Raw genomic sequence first — 19,266 nt, forward strand, 5'->3', positions numbered from 1 at the left:
GGCCTTGTCGGACTCCAGGGTGATCAGCGATTGATCGGCTTCGACGGTATCGCCTGCCTTGACCAGCACTTCGATGATCTTGGCCTTGCCCGACGAGCCAATGTCCGGCACGTGGATGTCCTGCACGCTGGCAGCAGCCGGGGCGGCAGCAGGCGCTGGCGCTGCTTGGGCAGCAGGCGCCGGTGCGGCCGCTTCAGCCTGTGCGGGCTTCTGCTCGGCGGCAGGTGCCTCAGGGGCCGCATCAGCGGCTCCCTCGGCTTCCAGAACCAGGAGCTCGTCGCCTTCTTTCAGGCGATCGCCCAGCTTGACCTTCAGTTCCTTGACGATACCGGCCTTGGGCGCCGGAATCTCCATGGAGGCCTTGTCGGACTCCAGGGTCAGCAGGCTTTGATCAGCCTCGATACGATCACCGACCTTGACGAACAGCTCGATGATTTCACCTTCACCGCTGCCGATGTCAGGTACGCGAATGAGTTCGCTCACTTAAAAATACTCCTCAGCAGTCCAATGGGTTGCGCTTGTCCGGGTCGATGCCGAACTTGACGATGGCGTCAGCCACAACCTTGGGTTCGATCTCGCCACGGTCAGCCAGCGCTTCCAGGGCAGCCAGTACCACGAAGTGACGGTCTACTTCGAAGAAGTGACGCAGCTTCTTGCGGCTGTCGCTGCGACCGTAACCGTCGGTACCCAGGACCTTGAACTCTTTGCTCGGCACCCATTGGCGGATCTGCTCGGCGAACAGCTTCATGTAGTCGGTGGACGCGATGACCGGCCCCTTGCGGCCGCTCAGGCACTGCTCGACGTAGGTCTGCTGTGGCTTCTGGCCAGGCTTGAGACGGTTGGCACGTTCCACGGCCAGGCCGTCGCGACGCAGTTCATTGAAGCTGGTGACGCTCCACACGTCGGCCCCGACGTTGAACTCTTCACGCAGAATCTTCGCCGCTTCGCGCACTTCGCGCAGGATGGTGCCCGAACCCATCAGCTGCACGTGGTGTGCGGCTTCGCGGGTGTCTTCTTCAAGCAGGTACATGCCCTTGATGATGCCTTCCTCGGCACCGGCCGGAATGGCAGGCTGCTGGTAGGACTCGTTCATCACGGTGATGTAGTAGAAGATGTCCTGTTGCTCTTCGGTCATCTTCTTCATGCCGTCCTGGATGATCACCGCCAGCTCGTAGCCGTAGGTTGGATCATAGGTGCGGCAGTTCGGGATGGTACCGGCCATCATGTGGCTGTGACCGTCCTCGTGCTGCAGGCCTTCGCCGTTGAGTGTGGTACGGCCGGCGGTGCCGCCGATCAGGAAGCCACGGGTGCGGCTGTCGCCAGCGGCCCAGGCCAGGTCGCCGATACGCTGGAAGCCGAACATCGAGTAGAAGATGTAGAACGGCAGCATCGGTTGGTTGTGGCAGCTGTACGAAGTACCGGCAGCGATGAACGACGACATGGCGCCGGCTTCGTTGATGCCTTCCTCGAGGATCTGGCCTTTCTTGTCCTCGCGGTAGAACATCACCTGGTCCTTGTCGACCGGCTCGTAGAGCTGACCCACCGACGAGTAGATGCCCAACTGGCGGAACATGCCTTCCATGCCGAAGGTGCGGGCTTCGTCAGGGATGATGGGCACGATGCGCTGACCGATTTCCTTGTCCTTGACCAACTGCGCCAGGATGCGCACGAAGGCCATGGTGGTGGAAATTTCACGGTCGCCCGAGCCGTCCAGGATCGCCTTGAGGGTTTCCAGAGGCGGGGTCGGCACGCTGAAGCTCTTGGCGCGGCGCTGAGGCACGAAGCCGCCCAGGGCAGCACGGCGCTCGGCCAGGTAACGGGCCTCGGCCGAACCTTCTTCGGGCTTGTAGAACGGCAGGTTCTCCAAGTCCGCATCCTTGACAGGGATATCGAAGCGGTCACGGAAGTGACGCAGGCTGTCGACATCGACCTTCTTGGTGTTGTGCGCGGTATTCTTGGCTTCGCCGGCACCGGTACCGTAACCCTTGATGGTCTTGGCCAGGATGACGGTAGGCTGGTCCTTGTGGTTGACCGCCTGGTGGTAGGCTGCATAGACCTTGTACGGGTCATGGCCGCCGCGGTTGAGCTTCCAGATCTCGTCGTCGGACAGGTCTTCGACCATGGCCTTGAGCTCTGGGGTGTTGAAGAAGTGCTCACGCACGTAGGCGCCGTCTTTGGCCTTATAGTTCTGGTACTCGCCGTCGATGACTTCGTCCATGCGGCGCTGCAGGGCACCGTTGGTGTCCTTGGCCAGCAGCGGATCCCAGAAGCGACCCCAGACCACTTTGTTGACGTTCCAGCCACCGCCGCGGAACACGCCTTCGAGTTCCTGGATGATCTTGCCGTTGCCGCGAACCGGGCCGTCGAGGCGCTGCAGGTTGCAGTTGATGACGAAGATCAGGTTGTCCAGCTTCTCGCGGCCGGCCAGGGCGATCGCGCCCAAGGATTCGGGCTCGTCGCATTCGCCGTCGCCCATGAAGCACCAGACTTTCTGCTTGCCTGCCGGGATGAAGCCGCGAGCTTCCAGGTACTTCATGAAACGTGCCTGGTAGATGGCCTGGATCGGGCCCAGACCCATCGAAACGGTCGGGAACTGCCAGAAGTCAGGCATCAGCCAAGGGTGTGGGTACGAGGACAGACCGTTGCCATCGACTTCCTGGCGGAAGTTGTTCATCTGCTCTTCGCTGATGCGGCCTTCCATGAAGGCGCGGGCGTAGACGCCCGGCGAGGCGTGGCCCTGGTAGAAGACCAGGTCGCCACCGTGTTCTTCGGTCGGTGCCTGGAAGAAGTAGTTGAAACCGATATCGTACAGGGTGGCGCTGGAGGCGAAGCTGGAGATGTGTCCGCCCAGGTCCGAGTCTTTCAGGTTGGTGCGCACGACCATGGCCAGGGCGTTCCAACGCACCATCGAGCGAATGCGGCGTTCCATGAACAGGTCGCCAGGCATGCGTGCTTCGTGGGTGACAGGGATGGTGTTGCGGTATGGCGTGGTGATCGCATACGGCAGCTGGGAGCCACTGCGGGTGGCCAGCTCGCCCATACGGGTCATCAGGTAATGAGCGCGGTCTTCGCCTTCTTTGTCGAGGACCGACTCCAGGGCATCCAGCCATTCCTGGGTTTCGATTGGATCGAGGTCTTGCATGGCTTGCTCCAGGGCGGAAAGGCAACCAGAATCGATTGCCTGAGATTGCGACTGGCCTTATGGGCAGACGTCGTGAATTCTTGGATTACCGGGATCTTCGTCCGGCGCCGTGTAGTTTTACTACATTTGCTTTCGCATTTCATGCTTTTGCACGACAGGCACAGTAGTAAAACTACATTTGTGCGACGTTTGGTCGCATCCTGGCTTGTGAGGAAAAACGTTCATGTTGGTTGGCAATGTTCCACGAACGGGTAACTGTTGATGTTCCATGCCACGAATTCGAAGTTTTCAGCTATTTCCAACTTTTGTATGACAGTCCAACCATGGTCCCCCTTGGCCGCCTTTCCTCATCCATTTCACGCCGATCAAGGATAGCCCATGCGCCTGCCTTTGCCTTGCCAGCTGCCTGCCGTTCTTCAACCACTGACCCTGCGCAACCAACAGTTTCTGCACGAGGCGGTAGCCGCACACCCGGAACTGGACCTGGGCAGCTGGAGCGAGCAGCATGCTCGGCAGTTCGATCAGGTGGCGGCGGTCAGTGACTTCGTGCTCGCCCAGGTGCAACGTGACCCGGGGCTGCTGTTCGGCCTGATGGGCAGCGGCGAGCTGGAACGGGGCTACGGGCAGGGCGAGCTGCGCGGCCATGTGGCCAAGGTTGCCCAGGCGGCGCAAAGCGAGGACGAGCTTGCCCGTCACCTGCGTCGCGAACGCAACCGCCAGCAGGTACGCATCATCTGGCGTGACATCACCCGCCAGGCCGATCTCGGTGAGACCTGCCGCGACCTCTCCGACTTGGCCGACGCCGCCATCGATGAGGCCTATCAGTGGCTGTATCCACGCCACTGCCAGCAATTCGGCACGCCGATCGGCAACCGCAGCGGCCAGCCGCAACACATGGTGGTGCTGGGCATGGGCAAGCTGGGTGCGGGGGAGCTGAACCTTTCCTCGGACATCGACTTGATCTTCGCATTCCCCGAAGGCGGCGAAACCGAAGGCGTGAAACGCTCGCTGGATAACCAGGAGTTCTTCACCCGCCTGGGGCAGCGCCTGATCAAGGCCCTGGACCCAGTCACGGTAGATGGCTTCGTGTTTCGCGTCGACATGCGCCTGCGCCCGTACGGGTCGTCCGGTGCGCTGGTGCTCAGCTTCAACGCGCTGGAGCAGTATTACCAGGACCAAGGCCGCGACTGGGAACGCTACGCCATGATCAAGGCCCGGGTAGTGGCAGGCGATCAGGCTGCCGGCGCCCAGCTGCAGGAAATGTTGCGCCCGTTCGTCTACCGACGGTACCTGGACTTCTCGGCCATCGAGGCCCTGCGCACCATGAAGCAGCTGATCCAGCAGGAAGTGCGGCGCAAGGGCATGGCGGACAACATCAAGCTGGGCGCAGGCGGCATTCGCGAAGTGGAGTTCATCGCCCAGGCCTTCCAGCTGATCCACGGCGGCCGCGACCTCAGCTTGCAGCAGCGGCCCTTGCTCAAGGTGCTGGCTACCCTGGAAGGCCAAGGCTACCTGCCCCCTGCCGTGGTCACCGAGCTGCGAGAGGGTTATGCATTCCTACGCTACACCGAGCACGCCATCCAGGCTATCGCCGACCGCCAGACGCAAATGTTGCCGGAAAACGAAACCGATCAGGCCCGAGTCGCCTACATGCTGGGCTACGCCGACTGGCAAGCCTTCGAGGCTCAACTTGGTCAGTGGCGTGAGCGCATCGACTGGCACTTCCGGCAGGTCATCGCCGATCCCGATGAGGAGGAAAGCGAAGGCGAGTTGGTGGTCGGCGGTGAATGGTCGCCCTTGTGGGAGCAGGCCCAGGATGAAGAGGCTGCTGGCCGTCAGCTGGAGGAGGCCGGCTTCACGCTGCCAGGCGAGGCCTTGCGGCGCCTGGCGGCCCTGCGCGCCAGCCCGCAGTTACGTTCGATGCAGCGCCTTGGGCGCGAGCGGCTGGACGCCTTCATCCCGCGATTGCTGGCCCAGGCGGTCGAGCACGAGAACCCCGACCTGGTGCTCGAGCGGGTACTGCCGCTGGTCGAAGCCGTGGCCCGGCGCTCTGCCTACCTGGTGCTGCTCACCGAGAACCCCGGTGCCCTGCGCCGTCTGCTGACCCTGTGCGCCGCCAGCCCATGGATTGCCGAGCAGATCGCACGCTACCCCTTGTTGCTCGATGAGTTGCTCAATGAAGGCCGCCTGTTCAGCCCGCCACTGGCACCGGAGTTGGCCAGCGAATTGCGCGAGCGCCTCACGCGCATTCCAGAGGATGATCTGGAGCAGCAAATGGAGGCGTTGCGTCACTTCAAGCTGGCGCACAGCTTGCGCGTGGCGGCCTCGGAAATCAGTGGCAACCTGCCGTTGATGAAAGTCAGCGACTACCTGACGTGGCTGGCCGAGGCCATCCTCGACCAAGTGCTTGCCTTGGCCTGGCGCCAGACCGTTGCCCGCCACGGTCAACCCATGGGCAGTGACGGCATCCCCTGCGACCCGGGATTCGTCATCATCGGCTATGGCAAGGTCGGTGGCCTTGAAACGGGCCATGGGTCGGACCTGGACCTGGTGTTCATCCACGATGGCGACCCTCAGGCCGAAACCGACGGTGCCAAGCCCATCGACAGTGCGCAGTTCTTCACGCGGCTAGGGCAACGCATCATTCACCTGCTGACCACCCAGACCAACTCGGGCCAGTTGTATGACGTGGACATGCGTCTGCGGCCCTCGGGTGCCGCGGGCTTGTTGGTCAGCTCGCTGGGCGCATTCGAGCGCTACCAGCAAAGCGAGGCCTGGACCTGGGAGCACCAGGCACTGGTCCGCGCGCGCGTGCTGGTGGGTTGCCCGCGGGTTGGCCAGGCGTTCGAGAAGGTGCGGGCGCAGGTGCTGGGGCAACCGCGCGACCTTGAGAAGCTGCGTATCGAAGTGAGTGAAATGCGCGCCAAGATGCGCGCCAGCCTGGGCACGAAGGCCACTGTGGCCGGCACCGCACCCAACGCCTTCGACCCGGGTATGCCCTTTGACATCAAGCAGGATGCGGGCGGTATCGTCGATATCGAATTTATGGTGCAATACGCCGCTTTGGCCTGGTCCCATGACCATACGGCCCTGGTTCGATGGACCGATAACATCCGCATTCTGGAAGAGCTGGAGCAAGTGGGGTTGATGCCTGCTGCCGACGCGGTGCTGCTGCGCGAGGTATACAAGGCGTTTCGCGCTGCCTCTCACCGCCAGGCGCTGCAGAAGCAGGCCGGGGTGATCGATGCAGCGCAGTTTGTCGATGAGCGCCGCCAGGTGCGGCGTATCTGGAGCGAGCTCGGCCTGAGCTGAACCCTGTGGCGGCGGCTCGTCAGGGTGACGATCCGCCGCGATTGGGGCGTGAAGCAGCCCCGGTGTTACACTGTCGGCCACATAGCCTGAATATAAAGAGGGGAGGCCAGGCTGAATCGCAGCCTGTCGCCTCCCCGAGCGTTTCTGGACCTAGCATGAGAATACTGATCATTGGCCCCAGCTGGGTCGGCGACATGGTGATGGCGCAGACCTTGTTCCAGTGCCTGAAACAGCAGCACCCCGACTGCGTGATCGATGTGCTGGCCCCCGAATGGAGCCGGCCAATCCTCGAGCGCATGCCCGAGGTGCGCCAGGCCTTGAGCTTCCCGCTCGGCCACGGTGCGCTGGAGCTGGCCACGCGGCGGCGCCTCGGCAAGTCGCTCAGTGGTCAGTACGACCAGGCCATCTTGTTGCCCAATTCGCTGAAATCGGCGCTGGTGCCGTTCTTTGCCGGTATCCCCAAGCGCACCGGCTGGCGTGGCGAAATGCGTTTCGGTTTGCTCAACGATGTCCGCAAGCTGGACAAAGCGCGTTACCCGCTGATGATCGAGCGCTTCATGGCCCTGGCCTATGCCCCGGGCGCCGAGCTGCCAAAGCCCTACCCCCAGCCCAGCCTGCAGATCGAGCCACACAGCCGTGAGGCGGCCCTGGCCAAGTTCGGCCTGGAGCTGGACCGTCCGGTGCTGGCGCTGTGCCCAGGCGCTGAATTCGGCGAAGCCAAGCGCTGGCCGGCCGAGCACTACGCCGCCGCGGCCGATGCCATGATCCGCCAGGGGTGGCAGGTCTGGCTGTTCGGCTCGAAAAGTGATCACCCAGTGGGTGAGCAGATCCGCGAACGGCTGATCCCTGGGCTGCGCGAAGAGTCCGTGAACCTGGCCGGTGAAACCTCCCTGGCCGAGGCGATCGACCTGATGTCCTGCGCAGACGCCGTGGTCTCCAACGATTCCGGGTTGATGCATGTGGCGGCGGCGCTCAATCGCCCGCTGGTCGCCGTATACGGCTCGACATCGCCTGGCTTCACGCCGCCGCTGGCCAGCCAGGTCGAGGTGGTGCGCCTGGGCATCGAATGCAGCCCTTGTTTCGATCGCACCTGCCGCTTCGGTCACTACAACTGCCTGCGTCTGCTCGAACCCGGTCAGGTCATCGCCGCGCTGACCCGTCTGGGCGGTGCGAACATCATCGACGTGCTGACCGAGGTCGACTAAGTGCGGGTACTGATCATCAAGACGTCCTCGCTGGGCGATGTGATCCACACGCTGCCAGCGCTCACCGATGCAGCCCATGCCATACCCGGCATCCGGTTCGACTGGGTCGTCGAGGAAGGCTTTGCCGAGATACCCAGCTGGCATCCGGCGGTCGATCAGGTCATTCCGGTGGCCATCCGTCGCTGGCGCAAACACCTCTGGCAGACCGTTCGCAGCGGCGAGTGGAAGGCCTTCAAGCAGCGCCTGGGCGAACGCCAGTACGACTTGGTGATCGATGCCCAGGGCCTGGTCAAGTCGGCGTGGCTGACCCGCTACGTGAAGGCGCCGGTCGCAGGCCTGGACCGGTATTCGGCCCGTGAGGGCTGGGCCAGCCGCTTCTACGACCGACGCCTGTCGGTTGCGGTCGGCCAGCATGCCGTCGAGCGCGTGCGCCAGCTGTTCGCCATGGCGCTGGCCTATGACCTGCCCGAGGGCATCGGCCGTTACGGCCTGGACCTTGAGCGCTTGCAGTTGCCGCCGGCAGCGCCCTATGTGGTTTTCCTGCACGGGACCACCTGGACCACCAAGCACTGGCCCGAGGCCTACTGGCGCGAGCTGGCCGAGCGCATGGGCCGGCGCAGGCTGGAAGTGCGCCTGCCCTGGGGCAACCCGGCCGAGAAGGCCCGGGCCGAGCGCATCGCCCAAGGCTTGAACCATTGCCAGGTACTGCCCAAGTTGAACCTGGCCGGCGTCGCACGTGTGCTGGCCGCTGCAAAGGCCTGCGTCGCCGTCGATACCGGCCTGGGCCATTTGGCGGCAGCCCTCGATGTACCGACGCTTTCGCTGTTCGGCCCTACCAATCCGGGCCTGACCGGCGCCTATGGACGGACCCAGATCCACCAGGCCAGTGACTGGCCGTGCGCACCCTGCTTGCAGAAGAAGTGCACCTACAAACCGAGCGCCGAAGACCTGCGCCGGTACGATCTGAACCGCGAGTGGCCATTGTGTTTCACTCGCCTGAATCCCGAGCATGTAGCGAGCCGCCTGAGCGCGCTGCTGCTGGCTGAGGATGTCCGTTGATGCAACTGGCTTTCGTACTTTACAAATACTTCCCCTTTGGCGGTCTGCAGCGCGACTTCATGCGCATAGCCCTGGAGTGCCAGCAGCGCGGCCACCAGATCCGGGTCTACACACTGATCTGGGAGGGCGACATTCCGCCGGGCTTCGAAGTGCTGGTGGCGCCGGTCAAGGCGATCTTCAATCACCGGCGCAACGAGAAACTCACCGCCTGGATGCAGGCCGACCTGGCCAAGCGCCCGGTAGACCGGCTCATCGGTTTCAACAAGATGCCAGGGCTGGATGTGTACTACGCCGCCGACGGCTGCTTTGAGGACAAGGCGCAGAACCTGCGCAGCGACCTGTACCGCCGCTGGGGCCGCTATCGGCATTTCGCCGAATACGAGCGGGCGGTGTTCGCCAAGGATGCCGGCACCCAGATCCTGATGATTTCCGAGGTGCAGCAGCCGCTGTTCATCAAGCACTACGGCACGCCGGTCGAGCGTTTTCACCTGCTGCCACCGGGCATTTCCCAGGATCGTCGGGCGCCGCCCAACGCTGCTGAAATTCGCGCCGACCTGCGCAAGGAGTTCGACCTGGCCGAGGATGCGTTGCTGATCGTGCAGATCGGTTCCGGTTTCAAGACCAAGGGCGTGGACCGCAGCCTCAAGGCGTTGGCGGCATTGCCCGCGCCCTTGCGCAAGCGCACCCGGTTGCTGGTGATCGGCCAGGACGACCCGAAGGTCTTCCAGTTGCAGAGCGCGACGCTGGGCCTGGGCGACCAGGTGCAGTTTCTCAAGGGGCGCAGCGATATCCCACGCTTCTTGCTGGGCGCCGACCTGCTGATCCACCCGGCTTACAACGAGAACACAGGCACCGTGCTGCTTGAAGCCCTGGTCGCCGGCCTGCCGGTGCTGGTTTCGCACGTGTGCGGCTATGCCCACTACATCGCCGAGGCCGACTGCGGTTTGGTGCTGGACGAGCCGTTCGAGCAGGAGCAGCTTAACCGCTACCTGCAGCGTATGCTCGATGACCCCGCGGCGCGGGCCGATTGGTCGCGCAACGGCCTGGCATTTGCCGACACGGCCGACCTTTACAGCATGCCGCAGCGTGCCGCCGATGTAATCCTAGGGCAGGAGGGGGCATGAAATTGATCGTGGCAGAGCCCTTCAAGCGGCTTTGGGCTGGGCGCGATGCCTTCGAGGCGGTAGAAGCGCTGCAGGGCGAAGTCTATCGGGAGCTCGAGGGGCGCCGCACCCTGCGTACGGAGGTCGCCGGCGAAGGCTTTTTCGTGAAGATCCACCGCGGCATTGGCTGGGGCGAGATCTTCAAGAACCTGCTCACGGCCAAGTTGCCGGTGTTGGGCGCCGGCCAGGAGTGGCAGGCCATCGAGCGCCTGCACCAGGTTGGCGTGCCAACCATGACGGCCGTGGCTTTCGGTGAGCGGGGCGGCAACCCGGCCACTCAGCATTCGTTCATCATCACCGAGGAACTGGCGCCGACCGTCAGCCTGGAAGACTTCAGCATCGACTGGATCAGGCAGCCGCCTGCGCCACGCCTCAAACGTGCCCTGATCACGCGCGTGGCCGAGATGACCGGTGGCATGCACCGTGCCGGCGTCAACCACCGGGACTGCTACATCTGTCACTTCCTGCTGCACACCGACCGGCCCGTGACGGCCGATGATTTCAAGTTGTCGGTGATCGACCTGCACCGCGCCCAGACCCGCCCAGCCATCAGCCGCCGCTGGCGCAACAAGGACCTGGCTGCCCTGTATTTCTCAGCCCTGGACATTGGCCTGACCCAACGCGACAAACTGCGTTTTCTGCGCAGCTACTTCCAGCGCCCGCTGCGTCAGGTCATGAAGGACGAAGCTGCACTGCTCGCCTGGCTTGAGCGCAAGGCGCAGAAACTCTACGACCGTAAACAACGCTATGGGGATGCACTCTGATGGCCAGTTGGACACTGGCGCCAGGTTACGCGCACCTGGCGAATGATTTCGGCAGCCTCGAGGCGGTATTCGCCCTTCAGGGCGAACGCCTGACCCGGGATCCGCTCAGCGAAGTGGTGCGTGTCGAGCGTGAAGGCGTCAACTATTACGTCAAGCGCTACACCGGTGCTGGCAAGCACATGCGCCGCTACCTGGGTCGCCCACGTATCAAGGCTGAATGGCAGAACCTCAAGCAGTTCGCCAAGTGGGGCATCCCCACGGCCGACGTGGTCGCCTGGGGGCTCGAACGCAATGGCCTGGCGTTCGGCCGTGGCGCAATGATCACCCGCGAGCTGCCCAACACCGAGGACCTCTCGGCACTGGCCGACCGCAACGATGCCCGCCTGGCCGATCGCGCCTGGGTGGACCACATCAGCCGCCAGCTGGCACGCCACACCCGGGTCATGCACGAGCATCGCTTCGCCCATAACGATTTGAAGTGGCGCAACCTGCTGGTCGATGACCAAGGGACGCTGTTCTTCATCGATTGCCCCACGGGTGACTTCTGGCGTGGGTTCATGTGGCGCCATCGCCTGATCAAGGACCTGGCCTGCCTGGACAAGGTCGCCAAGTACCACCTTTCGGCAACCCAGCGCCTGCGCTTTTACTTGCAGTACCGAGGCCGCGACCGGCTCAATGCCCGTGACAAGAAGCGCATTCGTCAGGTACTGGGCTTTTTCGAGGGAAGGGAATGACCGACTATATGGCCAGCGCAGACCGTGCGTTGCTCCAGCGCCATGGCCTGGACGACTTCGAGGCGCTGTGGGCGCTCGAACTCGACGCGGTGGACGAGCCCAATACCGGCCGCGGCGGATGGAGCAGCGTGTACCGCCTGGAACTCGAGGGCAAAGGGTATTACCTCAAGCGCCAGAGCGACTACCTTACCCGTAGCCTGCACAAGCCCTTTGGCGAGCCGACCTTCGCTCGCGAATTTCGCAATATCGTTCGCTATCAGAAGCTGCACATTCCTGCATTGGAGGCAGTGTTCTACGGTGAGCGCAAGCAAGGTGGCAAGCACCGGGCCCTGTTGATGACCCGCGCGCTGGACGACTGGCGCGACCTCGACAGCCAGTTGCTGCAATGGTCCGAACTCGATGCATCGGTACGCGATGGCATGCTCCAGGCCTGCGGCCAGTTGGCGCGCACGCTGCACGGTGCTGGGCAGGTGCATGGTTGCTTCTACCCCAAGCACATCTTCCTGCGTAAGCGCAAAGAAGGCTGGGAGGCGCAGTTGATCGACCTGGAGAAGACCCGGCCCTTGCTCTTCGGCATGCGCGACCGCCTCAAGGACCTCGAGCCCTTGCTGCGCCGGGCACCGGTATGGAGCGACGGCGAGATACGCACATTGCTGGCAGCCTACCTCGCACAACCCATCGACAGCACGCTGGTCCAAACCTGGGTCAACCGCCTGGTACAACGCCGTCATCACAAGGAGGCTCGCTGATGCAGCTTTCCGAGCTGAAGGACACAGGACGCAGCCCATCGCTGCCGCTTGCCATCAACCTCGCCGATGCCGCCGGTAGCGCCGAGCTGCAGTTGCTCAGTCTACTGCGCGTGCTGCCGGGCCAGCGTTATGTGGGGGCCGGGGTATGGCGTGGCAGGCCGGTACTGGCCAAATTGCTGGTGGGCAGCAATGCCGCGCGCCAGTTCCAGCGTGAGCTGCAAGGCGTGAAGCTGCTCGCCGCGCAGGGGCTGACTACGCCGGTGCTGCTCGCCGATGGCCTGGTGGAGGGTGAGGGCGGCTGGCTGTTGTTCGAGTACCTCGATGGCGCGCAAAGCCTGGCCGATGCCTGGGCGGCGGTCGAGCACCTGCCTGTGCTCGCCGACGAGCAGCAGCAGGTGCTGGGCGAGGCCCTGGCGGCTGTGGCGCAGATGCACAAGCAGGGGCTGTGGCAGGAGGACCTGCACTTGGACAACCTGCTGCGTCATGCAGGCAAGCTGTACCTGATCGATGGGGCCGGTATCAAGGCTGAAACGCCAGGCCAGCAGCTTTCTCGCCCTCGCGTGCTGGAAAACCTTGGTGTGTTCTTCGCGCAGCTACCCAAGCGCCTGGAACCGTACACCGAGGAGCTGCTGGTGCATTACCTGTTGGCCAATGCCGAGCATGCATTGCCGATGGAGGCGTTGCAGAAGCACATAGACAAGATCCGCGTCTGGCGCCAACGCGACTTCCTGAACAAGGCCGGCCGCGATTGCAGCCTGTTCAGTGTGGAGCGCAGCCTGACGAGCCTGCGGGCTGTGGTCCGTAGCGAGGCCCAGGCCCTGTTGCCGGTGCTTGAGCAGGCGGATGAGCTGATCGACCGTGGGCACCTGTACAAGACTGGCGGCGCAGCCAGTGTGGCACGGGTCGAGGTGGATGGCCGCAAGCGGGTCATCAAACGCTACAACATCAAGAACACCCTCCACTGGCTCAAGCGCTTCTGGCGACCGAGCAGGGCCTGGCACTCGTGGATCGAAGGGCATCGCCTGTCGTTTCTCGACATCGCTACCCCGCGCCCGCTGGCGGTGCTGGAGCAGCGAGTACTGGGTTTGCGCACGCGTGCCTACCTGGTGACCGACTACATCGACGGCCCCGACCTCATCGAATGCTTTGCCCCCTTCGTCGAGCAGGGCGATGCGCCGGCCGAACAGGTGGAGGCCTTGGTGCAGCTCATGCAACAGCTGATCGGCGAGCGCATCAGCCACGGTGACTTCAAGGGGCACAACCTGTTCTGGGAGCGGGGCCGGTGGTCGCTGATCGACCTGGACGCCATGTGCCAGCACGGTAGCCAGGGCAGCTTCGCGCCGGCTTTCGCTCGGGACCGGGCGAGGCTACTTCGCAACTGGCCGGCTGAGAGTGCCTTGTACCAACGGCTGGATCAGGTGCTGCCTACAGTGACGGCATAAGCGGCAGGCAGTGCCAGCCAGTCGCTGCTTCGCCCCGGTTGGCGCACGCGTATACGCCATTGACCGTCGTGCCAGCGCAGGATTGCCCATGCGGTGGTGGTCGCAGCGGGCTGTCCGGGTATCAGCAGATGGTAGTGATCCGCCAGCAGGTGGGCACGCACGGGCAAGGCATGGCCACCGGCAAGCAAGTAAGGTTGGCCGTCGCTTTCGTACAGTTCCTTCGCCCCTTCCAGTGGGATCCCGTCTGGGGGCGCGGGAAGCTGACAGAGCTCCAGCAATGCGTTGAGGTCTGGCAGGCCGTCGTGCCACAGCACGGGTGAGTCGACGATCCATTCACCTTCAGCGTTCCGTCTGACCGCCACCTTGCTGTAGGCATCGGTTTTCCTGGGGTCTATGGCACGCCAGCGATAACCGTCGAACGCCACCTGATAGTACCGGCCTTGCTTGTCCTGGATGTAGTAGAGGGCCAGTCCCGCACGTTCGGATGGCTTTTCATACACGCCTTCGCTATGGATGCCGTCGATTCGGTAACGCAACTTGGCGGTGTCCGGACGTACCTGGAAGGTAGGCGGTAGCATCAAGGGTGGGTTGGGAGGCATGGCGCGAATGGCGCGCCTGATCACTGTCGTGCCGCCGATGCTGTTGACCCCGTCGCTCATGTGGGTAAAAGCCTCCACCATATGCTTGAGCACGCCTACCCGATCTTTCTTTTCCAGCGCTTCAAGGCTGTCCAGCACGCTCAGCACCGCGCGGGCGAATGCCAACGGCGCCAGGCCACGTACCGGAATCACGAAGCTGAGCAAATCGAGTATTATCCACAACGCATGCAGGCTGGCCTCGCCCAGCAGCTCCAGTTTGGTGTTAGTGCTGGCATCGACCGTCGACATGAGCGCGCGGACCTCTGCCAGATAACAGGCGTGCAAAAAATTGCCGGAGATGACCGGGCGACTCAGACGCTGAGCGAGCCCGCCCTTGGTCAGCAAGCGCTCGATGGTTTTGCGCCGGGCCAAGGGTATGCGGTCCATCACGTAGGTGCGTAGATCCGGGTTGGCGCGGAGCGATCGGATCAGCGCACGCGCATTGGCGTATTCGCGCCAAGGCCTGCGATCCGGTGCATCTGGCGCATACACCAGAAAGCGCTGCATTTGCGGTGTTTCAGGCGTGATCAGCAGTACCCCCTGTACGGTGTGCCCGGCAATCAGCAACTGCCGTACACTCAGGCGGTTCTCTTGCACCAGGGGGCGCCAGTCGCTGTCGGGGTAGTTGAGCACGGTCCTGCTCCAGCGATAGCCCTGCTCAAGCGGGTCGGGCATGAAGTGGCCGGCATAGCGGGCTTTGGCGGCTTCAGCCCGCATGCGAGCACAGTTGATTCGCGCATGTGCATCCCGTCGCCACTGGCCTTGCTCCAGATCGATCAAGTGGCTGCGTAGAAAGCGTGAATAGCTGTCGCCGACATTGAGCTCACGGACCATCTGCCGAGCCTGCGCAGGGGACAAGCCTTGAATGTTTGTCTCGTCCTTATGGTGGACTCGAGCGGTCAGCCAGTAGTCCAGGTCCAGCAAGCCCACATTCACCAACGCCAACTGATCCAGACTGTAGGTTTGCCTGACCAACTCCACGGTGTCCCCTGTCTGCGGCCGGCTAGCGATGGGTATATAGCTGCTGGGCTGAGCTGGAGGCATCACCGGGCCGGTCTGACGGGCAATGGTGACGCTGATGAATATCTGTTCGGGTGCCAGATCGAGTTGGTGGTCCAGTCTCAATCGCTCGCTGAGGCGGGCGCGGGTCCACTGCAGCAGGCTGTTGCGTTCGGTGAACTGTTCAAGCGTAGGAATGCCCGACGCTGCGGCCTGATCGATGGCCACGATCAGCTCCTGCATCGTCTGCATGATATGCGTGAGCCCTTGGGTAGAGGTCTTCTTGAGCCAGGCAGGAGCGTGCTTTTCAAGCAGCAGGCCATAACGCGTCGGCAGCGCTGCTTTGCTGGTCACCCAAGGCAGCAGGTCTGCGGCCGTTGCCAGGCGTTCGGCGAACCCAGTTTGATCCACGGGTTGGCTGCCCCATACCGCGTTCAATCGCGCTCGCTGGGCATCGATCAAGGCCTGAATCTGGACTTCCACTAGATCGTCGGGCAGCCAGTCGTAACGCAGTCGTTGTGCGTTATGGGCGCGGTCGGCATCACCAGGCGCCAGTAGCTTGAGCATCGGCTGACTTTGCAGGGGATCATCCAGCCGCTCGCACAGCTCAAGGTGCAGGCTCTGGACATCGGCGAACGCTTCGATACCGTGGGAGAGGCTGCATAACAAGGCTGGGCCGCCGGCCGCATCGCCCGTCATCATCTGTCCCTCGATACTGCCTTGTACAAGCAGTATGGCGCCGGGCAAGTAGGCCCGCCAGTTGGGTCTTGAGCAATCGAGCAGCAGCCGATAGAGCTGTGGGCGCTTGGACGCTTCGATGCCCTGGCGAGTCCAGGACATGGGTTGGTCAAGGCACATCTGTAATAGCGATGCTGCCGGAGGCTCCAGTGTTGCGTCAGCGATGCGCAGGTCCATTTCGGCCTGAAGCTGTTGTCGCCGAAGCGCAATGAGCCGAGCACGGCGGTTGCTGCCTGCTTCGTCCGGCAGGTTCCAGTAGTCTGCCAGCGCGCCGAAGAATTGTTGCCGGCCCGCCAGCGGTGAAAGCTGCAGGTCTGGTAAGGGCAGGGGAGCCAGTAGGGCAGTGATTTCAGCGTCGAATGACTCGAAATGTTGCAAGGGTGAGACGGATGACATGGTGCGAACTCCTTTAGAGAGATCGCGAGCCTGGGCGATATGGCAGGGGCATGCGTGCTAGCCCGCTACCGCCATCACGTAGTAAGGGCCGGCTGCCTGACCCGTTGCCTATAGGCCGTGGCGCTGGGCCATCCGACGTCGCCAGTTCTGCAGGCATTGCTCAAGTTGCGCCGGGCTCTGGATGTGCTGGCGGCGCGCCTGGCTCAAGAGAATCAACGCCAGCTCTGCGGTCACCTGTGCGTCGGCGCTGGCGTGATGACGCGCTTGTACCTGCAGCTCGAAACGCGCTACCCAGTCATCGAGACCGGCTTCTCGCAACACCGTGTCGGGATTGAGCATGGGTGCCAGCTCGGCCACATCGAGGAAAGGTATTTGCAGACGATGACCCAGGCTCTGTCGGAGGGCCCGTGCCAGCATGCGCTCATCGAACGGCGCATGGAAAGCCAGCACCGGGCTGGTGCCAATGAACTCGAGCAGGTCAAGCAGTGCGTGCCCTGGGTCGCAGCCCGCTGCCAGGGCGCTTGGGCCCAGGCCGTGTATCAGGACGCTGGGGTTGGTCTTCTGCTCAGGTCGGTACAGGGTCCGCTCGAACTGCTGCGAGAAGTCCACTGCCCCGTCCTCGATGGCCACTGCGCCTATGGACAGGACTTGATCGCGGTTGGTGTTCAGGCCACTGGTTTCCAGGTCAAGTACCACCCAGCGCTGCTCGCGCAGGGTGCAGGTGCCAAGCGCGGTGGGTAGGGGCAAGGCCGCCAGGCGTTCGCGCTGCGAAAGCGCCAGTTGCGGAGCTTGGGGGCGCAGCCATGCGAAGAAGCTCACAGCTGGTACCTCATGGCCAGGCTGCTTTGCAACCGCTGAGCCTGGCGCAACGACTCGCGCAGGATGCGCCGGTCCAAGTGGTTGAGGCTGTCTGGGTCCAGGCGGTTGGAGTAGGCCAGGTTGTCGCGTGCCTGGCGTTGATGTTGCTGCATGCGGGTCTGCTGGATGAAATGGTACGCCTCTTCGTAGGCGGCGCCGTCCAGGGGATCGATCACACCCTTGACCACCAGTTGGCGGATGCGCTCCAGGGTATTGCAAGCATCGATCCCATGGGCCAGCGCCAGCACACGTGCGCCATCGACGAAGGGCGTCAGGCCCTGAACCTTGAGGTCCAGGGTGCCAGCCTTGTCAGTGCCCTGGCGCGTCAGCACGAAGTCGCGCAGACGCCCCACAGGCGGGCGTTGGCGCAGGGCGTTGTCAGCCAGCATGCGTTGGAAGATACGGTTGTCGGCTATCTGCGTCAGCAATGTGCTGCGCAACGCCTCGCACGTGTGTTCGTCGCCCCAGACTACTCGCAGGTCGAAGTAGATGCTCGAGCCCAGGAGGTTCTCCGGGCTTGCGTCACGCACGAAGCCGGCAAAGCGCCGTGACCACTCACTGTGGGACAGGCATAGCGCAGGGTTGCCGGCCATGACATTGCCCTTGCACAGGGTAAAACCGCACTGCGCCAGGCATTGGTTGATGTACTGCGCCAACGGTAGCAGCCGCGCCCGGATGGCCTGCGCTTCGGTGTCATCGGCCGCGTCGAAGAGGATACCGTTGTCCTGGTCGGTGTGCAGGGTCTGCTCGCGCCGCCCTTCACTGCCAAAACAGAGCCAACTGAACGGCACCCCCGGATCGCCACGTTCTGCCAGCGCCAGTTCGATGACCCGGCATACCGTGTGGTCGTTGAGCAAGGTGATGATCTGGGTGATCTGCGTAGAGGAGGCACCGTGGGCGAGCATGCGCTCGACCAACTGACTGATTTCGCCTCGCAGGGAAACAAGCGTGTCCAGGCGCGGCGCATGACGAATGGTACGCGCCAGGTGCACAAGGTCCACCCGCTGCAGGGAAAACAGATCGCGCTCGGACACCACCCCACATAACCGCCCGCTCTCCACCAGGCACACGTGCGCGATATGCCGCTCGGTCATCGCCATGGCCGCATCGAAGGCACTCGCCTGGGGGCTCAGGTAGAACGGTGCGGCGGTCATGTGCCGTGCAATGGGTGCACCCAGATCGGCATCGGCTGCGGCAACCACCTGGCGCAGATCGCGCAAGGTGAAAATGCCCGTCGGCTGGCGCTGCCCATCGACGATCACGATCGAGCCAACCTGCTGCTCATGCATCAGCCGCACGGCTTCGCGCAGCGGTGTCTCGGGGGCGCAGGCCACGGGGTGACGCATGGCCAGTTCGCCTAGCGGTGTATTGAGGGAATACTGGGTGCCCAGGGTTTGCACCGCCTGTTGACGGACCTGTTGGTTGACCTGATCCAGAAGACTGCTGACCCCTCGCAAGGCGAAATCGCGGAACACCTCGGAAAGGGAAAAGACGCGGATGAATGCCGCCTTGTTCAGTTGCAGGCAGAAGGTGTCGTCACCGGCCAGGTGCTCCGTACGCGTGGCTCGCTCGCCGAGCAAGGCTGCCAGTGGAAAACACTCGCCGTGGGTAATCTCGAACGTGGTTTCGACGCCGGGTTTGACCAGGTGCTGCCGCTCACCAACCACGCGGCCCTGCTTGACGATGTAGAAGTGCTCGACCGGCCCGTCGCTTGGCTTGATGATGCTTTCGCCGCTGGCGTAGAAGCGCAGCTGGCACTGCTCGACCAAGTAGGCCAGATGGCTCTGCTCCATCTGGTTGAAGGGCGCAAAGCGCTGCAGGAATTGCAGGGTGCCCTGGATGTTTTGCAGCACTGCCGTTCTACCCGCTTGCTGGTAGGCGTCTTTTTTGCTCATCGACCTGACCGTATCGCTACGCCGAACTATATATATCTATCTATAGGGTCGGCTTTGTTGTTTTCGGCATTCATGGTCGGCCTGCAGAGGGCGTGGTGCCCATTGGACGTAAGTCTAGGGCACGAACACGTCAATAATCCGACGAAAGGTAAATTGGGTGTCGGAGAATCTG

At 63.1% G+C, this 19,266-nt stretch carries 13 protein-coding genes; 8 read left to right on the plus strand and 5 right to left on the minus strand.

Going from position 1 to position 19,266, the window contains the following annotated elements; all coding sequences use genetic code 11:
• Window positions 1-483: biotin/lipoyl-containing protein (locus B2Y33_RS18600; RefSeq protein ID WP_288633258.1), on the minus strand; the 483-nt coding region annotated here is incomplete at its 3' end.
• A 13-nt stretch (window positions 484-496) separates the two neighbouring features.
• Window positions 497-3,142: a pyruvate dehydrogenase (acetyl-transferring), homodimeric type gene (gene aceE / locus B2Y33_RS18605; protein WP_027913579.1), complete on the minus strand. Its 2,646-nt coding sequence runs from the start codon at window positions 3,140-3,142 to the stop codon at window positions 497-499.
• A 378-nt stretch (window positions 3,143-3,520) separates the two neighbouring features.
• On the opposite strand from aceE, the gene glnE reads away from it, so the two are divergent.
• From glnE to B2Y33_RS18645, 8 genes are all read left to right on the plus strand, one after another.
• On the plus strand, window positions 3,521-6,454 hold the full coding sequence (gene glnE / locus B2Y33_RS18610; RefSeq protein WP_206405131.1) for a bifunctional [glutamate--ammonia ligase]-adenylyl-L-tyrosine phosphorylase/[glutamate--ammonia-ligase] adenylyltransferase: 2,934 nt from the start codon (window positions 3,521-3,523) through the stop codon (window positions 6,452-6,454).
• Window positions 6,455-6,609: 155 nt separating this feature from the next.
• A complete protein-coding gene (gene waaF, locus B2Y33_RS18615; protein WP_206405132.1) occupies window positions 6,610-7,659 on the plus strand; it encodes a lipopolysaccharide heptosyltransferase II in 1,050 nt (349 codons plus the stop codon).
• Window positions 7,660-8,718: a lipopolysaccharide heptosyltransferase I gene (waaC, locus tag B2Y33_RS18620; RefSeq protein ID WP_027913582.1), complete on the plus strand. Its 1,059-nt coding sequence runs from the start codon at window positions 7,660-7,662 to the stop codon at window positions 8,716-8,718.
• On the plus strand, window positions 8,718-9,842 hold the full coding sequence (locus tag B2Y33_RS18625; RefSeq protein WP_027913583.1) for a glycosyltransferase family 4 protein: 1,125 nt from the start codon (window positions 8,718-8,720) through the stop codon (window positions 9,840-9,842). Before waaC ends, B2Y33_RS18625 begins: the two co-directional genes overlap by 1 nt.
• Window positions 9,839-10,645: a lipopolysaccharide core heptose(I) kinase RfaP gene (rfaP, locus tag B2Y33_RS18630; RefSeq protein WP_027913584.1), complete on the plus strand. Its 807-nt coding sequence runs from the start codon at window positions 9,839-9,841 to the stop codon at window positions 10,643-10,645. The genes B2Y33_RS18625 and rfaP overlap by 4 nt, the downstream gene beginning before the upstream one ends.
• Window positions 10,645-11,379, plus strand: coding sequence for a lipopolysaccharide kinase InaA family protein (locus B2Y33_RS18635; RefSeq protein ID WP_027913585.1), 735 nt, complete (start codon window positions 10,645-10,647; stop codon window positions 11,377-11,379). The genes rfaP and B2Y33_RS18635 overlap by 1 nt, the downstream gene beginning before the upstream one ends.
• Window positions 11,376-12,128, plus strand: a complete 753-nt coding sequence (locus tag B2Y33_RS18640; protein ID WP_027913586.1) for a lipopolysaccharide kinase InaA family protein — start codon at window positions 11,376-11,378, stop codon at window positions 12,126-12,128. Before B2Y33_RS18635 ends, B2Y33_RS18640 begins: the two co-directional genes overlap by 4 nt.
• Window positions 12,128-13,570: a lipopolysaccharide kinase InaA family protein gene (locus B2Y33_RS18645; RefSeq protein WP_027913587.1), complete on the plus strand. Its 1,443-nt coding sequence runs from the start codon at window positions 12,128-12,130 to the stop codon at window positions 13,568-13,570. The genes B2Y33_RS18640 and B2Y33_RS18645 overlap by 1 nt, the downstream gene beginning before the upstream one ends.
• On the opposite strand, the gene B2Y33_RS18650 is transcribed toward B2Y33_RS18645, so the two are convergent.
• The 3 genes from B2Y33_RS18650 to B2Y33_RS18660 all read right to left on the minus strand — a co-directional run bounded on the left by B2Y33_RS18650 (window position 13,543) and on the right by B2Y33_RS18660 (window position 19,094).
• Window positions 13,543-16,341 carry a dermonecrotic toxin domain-containing protein gene (locus B2Y33_RS18650; RefSeq protein WP_111475135.1) on the minus strand — a complete coding sequence of 933 codons (2,799 nt, stop codon included), beginning with the start codon at window positions 16,339-16,341 and terminating at the stop codon, window positions 13,543-13,545. The genes B2Y33_RS18645 and B2Y33_RS18650 overlap by 28 nt on opposite strands.
• Window positions 16,342-16,449: 108 nt before the next feature.
• Window positions 16,450-17,160 (minus strand): 3'-5' exonuclease, encoded by a 711-nt coding sequence (locus B2Y33_RS18655; protein ID WP_027913589.1) that lies wholly within the window; start codon window positions 17,158-17,160, stop codon window positions 16,450-16,452.
• The gene (locus B2Y33_RS18660) at window positions 17,157-19,094 is read right to left on the minus strand and encodes a putative nucleotidyltransferase substrate binding domain-containing protein (protein WP_206405133.1); all 1,938 of its coding nucleotides are present in this window, start codon (window positions 19,092-19,094) and stop codon (window positions 17,157-17,159) included. Before B2Y33_RS18660 ends, B2Y33_RS18655 begins: the two co-directional genes overlap by 4 nt.
• Between the last annotated feature and the right edge of the window lie 172 nt (window positions 19,095-19,266).

The organism is Pseudomonas sp. UBA5666 (assembly GCF_002420785.1).
GTDB classification, from domain to species: domain Bacteria; phylum Pseudomonadota; class Gammaproteobacteria; order Pseudomonadales; family Pseudomonadaceae; genus Aquipseudomonas; species Aquipseudomonas fulva.

Bases quoted from the DNA above. Each gene is read 5' to 3' on its own strand.
- glnE (WP_206405131.1), top strand. From the start codon at position 3,521: ATGCGCCTGCCTTTGCCTTGCCAGCTGCCTGCCGTTCTTCAACCACTG.
- aceE (WP_027913579.1), bottom strand. From the start codon at position 3,142: ATGCAAGACCTCGATCCAATCGAAACCCAGGAATGGCTGGATGCCCTG.
- B2Y33_RS18635 (WP_027913585.1), top strand. From the start codon at position 10,645: ATGGCCAGTTGGACACTGGCGCCAGGTTACGCGCACCTGGCGAATGAT.
- B2Y33_RS18625 (WP_027913583.1), top strand. From the start codon at position 8,718: ATGCAACTGGCTTTCGTACTTTACAAATACTTCCCCTTTGGCGGTCTG.
- rfaP (WP_027913584.1), top strand. From the start codon at position 9,839: ATGAAATTGATCGTGGCAGAGCCCTTCAAGCGGCTTTGGGCTGGGCGC.
- B2Y33_RS18650 (WP_111475135.1), bottom strand. From the start codon at position 16,341: ATGTCATCCGTCTCACCCTTGCAACATTTCGAGTCATTCGACGCTGAA.
- waaF (WP_206405132.1), top strand. From the start codon at position 6,610: ATGAGAATACTGATCATTGGCCCCAGCTGGGTCGGCGACATGGTGATG.
- B2Y33_RS18660 (WP_206405133.1), bottom strand. From the start codon at position 19,094: ATGAGCAAAAAAGACGCCTACCAGCAAGCGGGTAGAACGGCAGTGCTG.
- B2Y33_RS18645 (WP_027913587.1), top strand. From the start codon at position 12,128: ATGCAGCTTTCCGAGCTGAAGGACACAGGACGCAGCCCATCGCTGCCG.
- B2Y33_RS18640 (WP_027913586.1), top strand. From the start codon at position 11,376: ATGACCGACTATATGGCCAGCGCAGACCGTGCGTTGCTCCAGCGCCAT.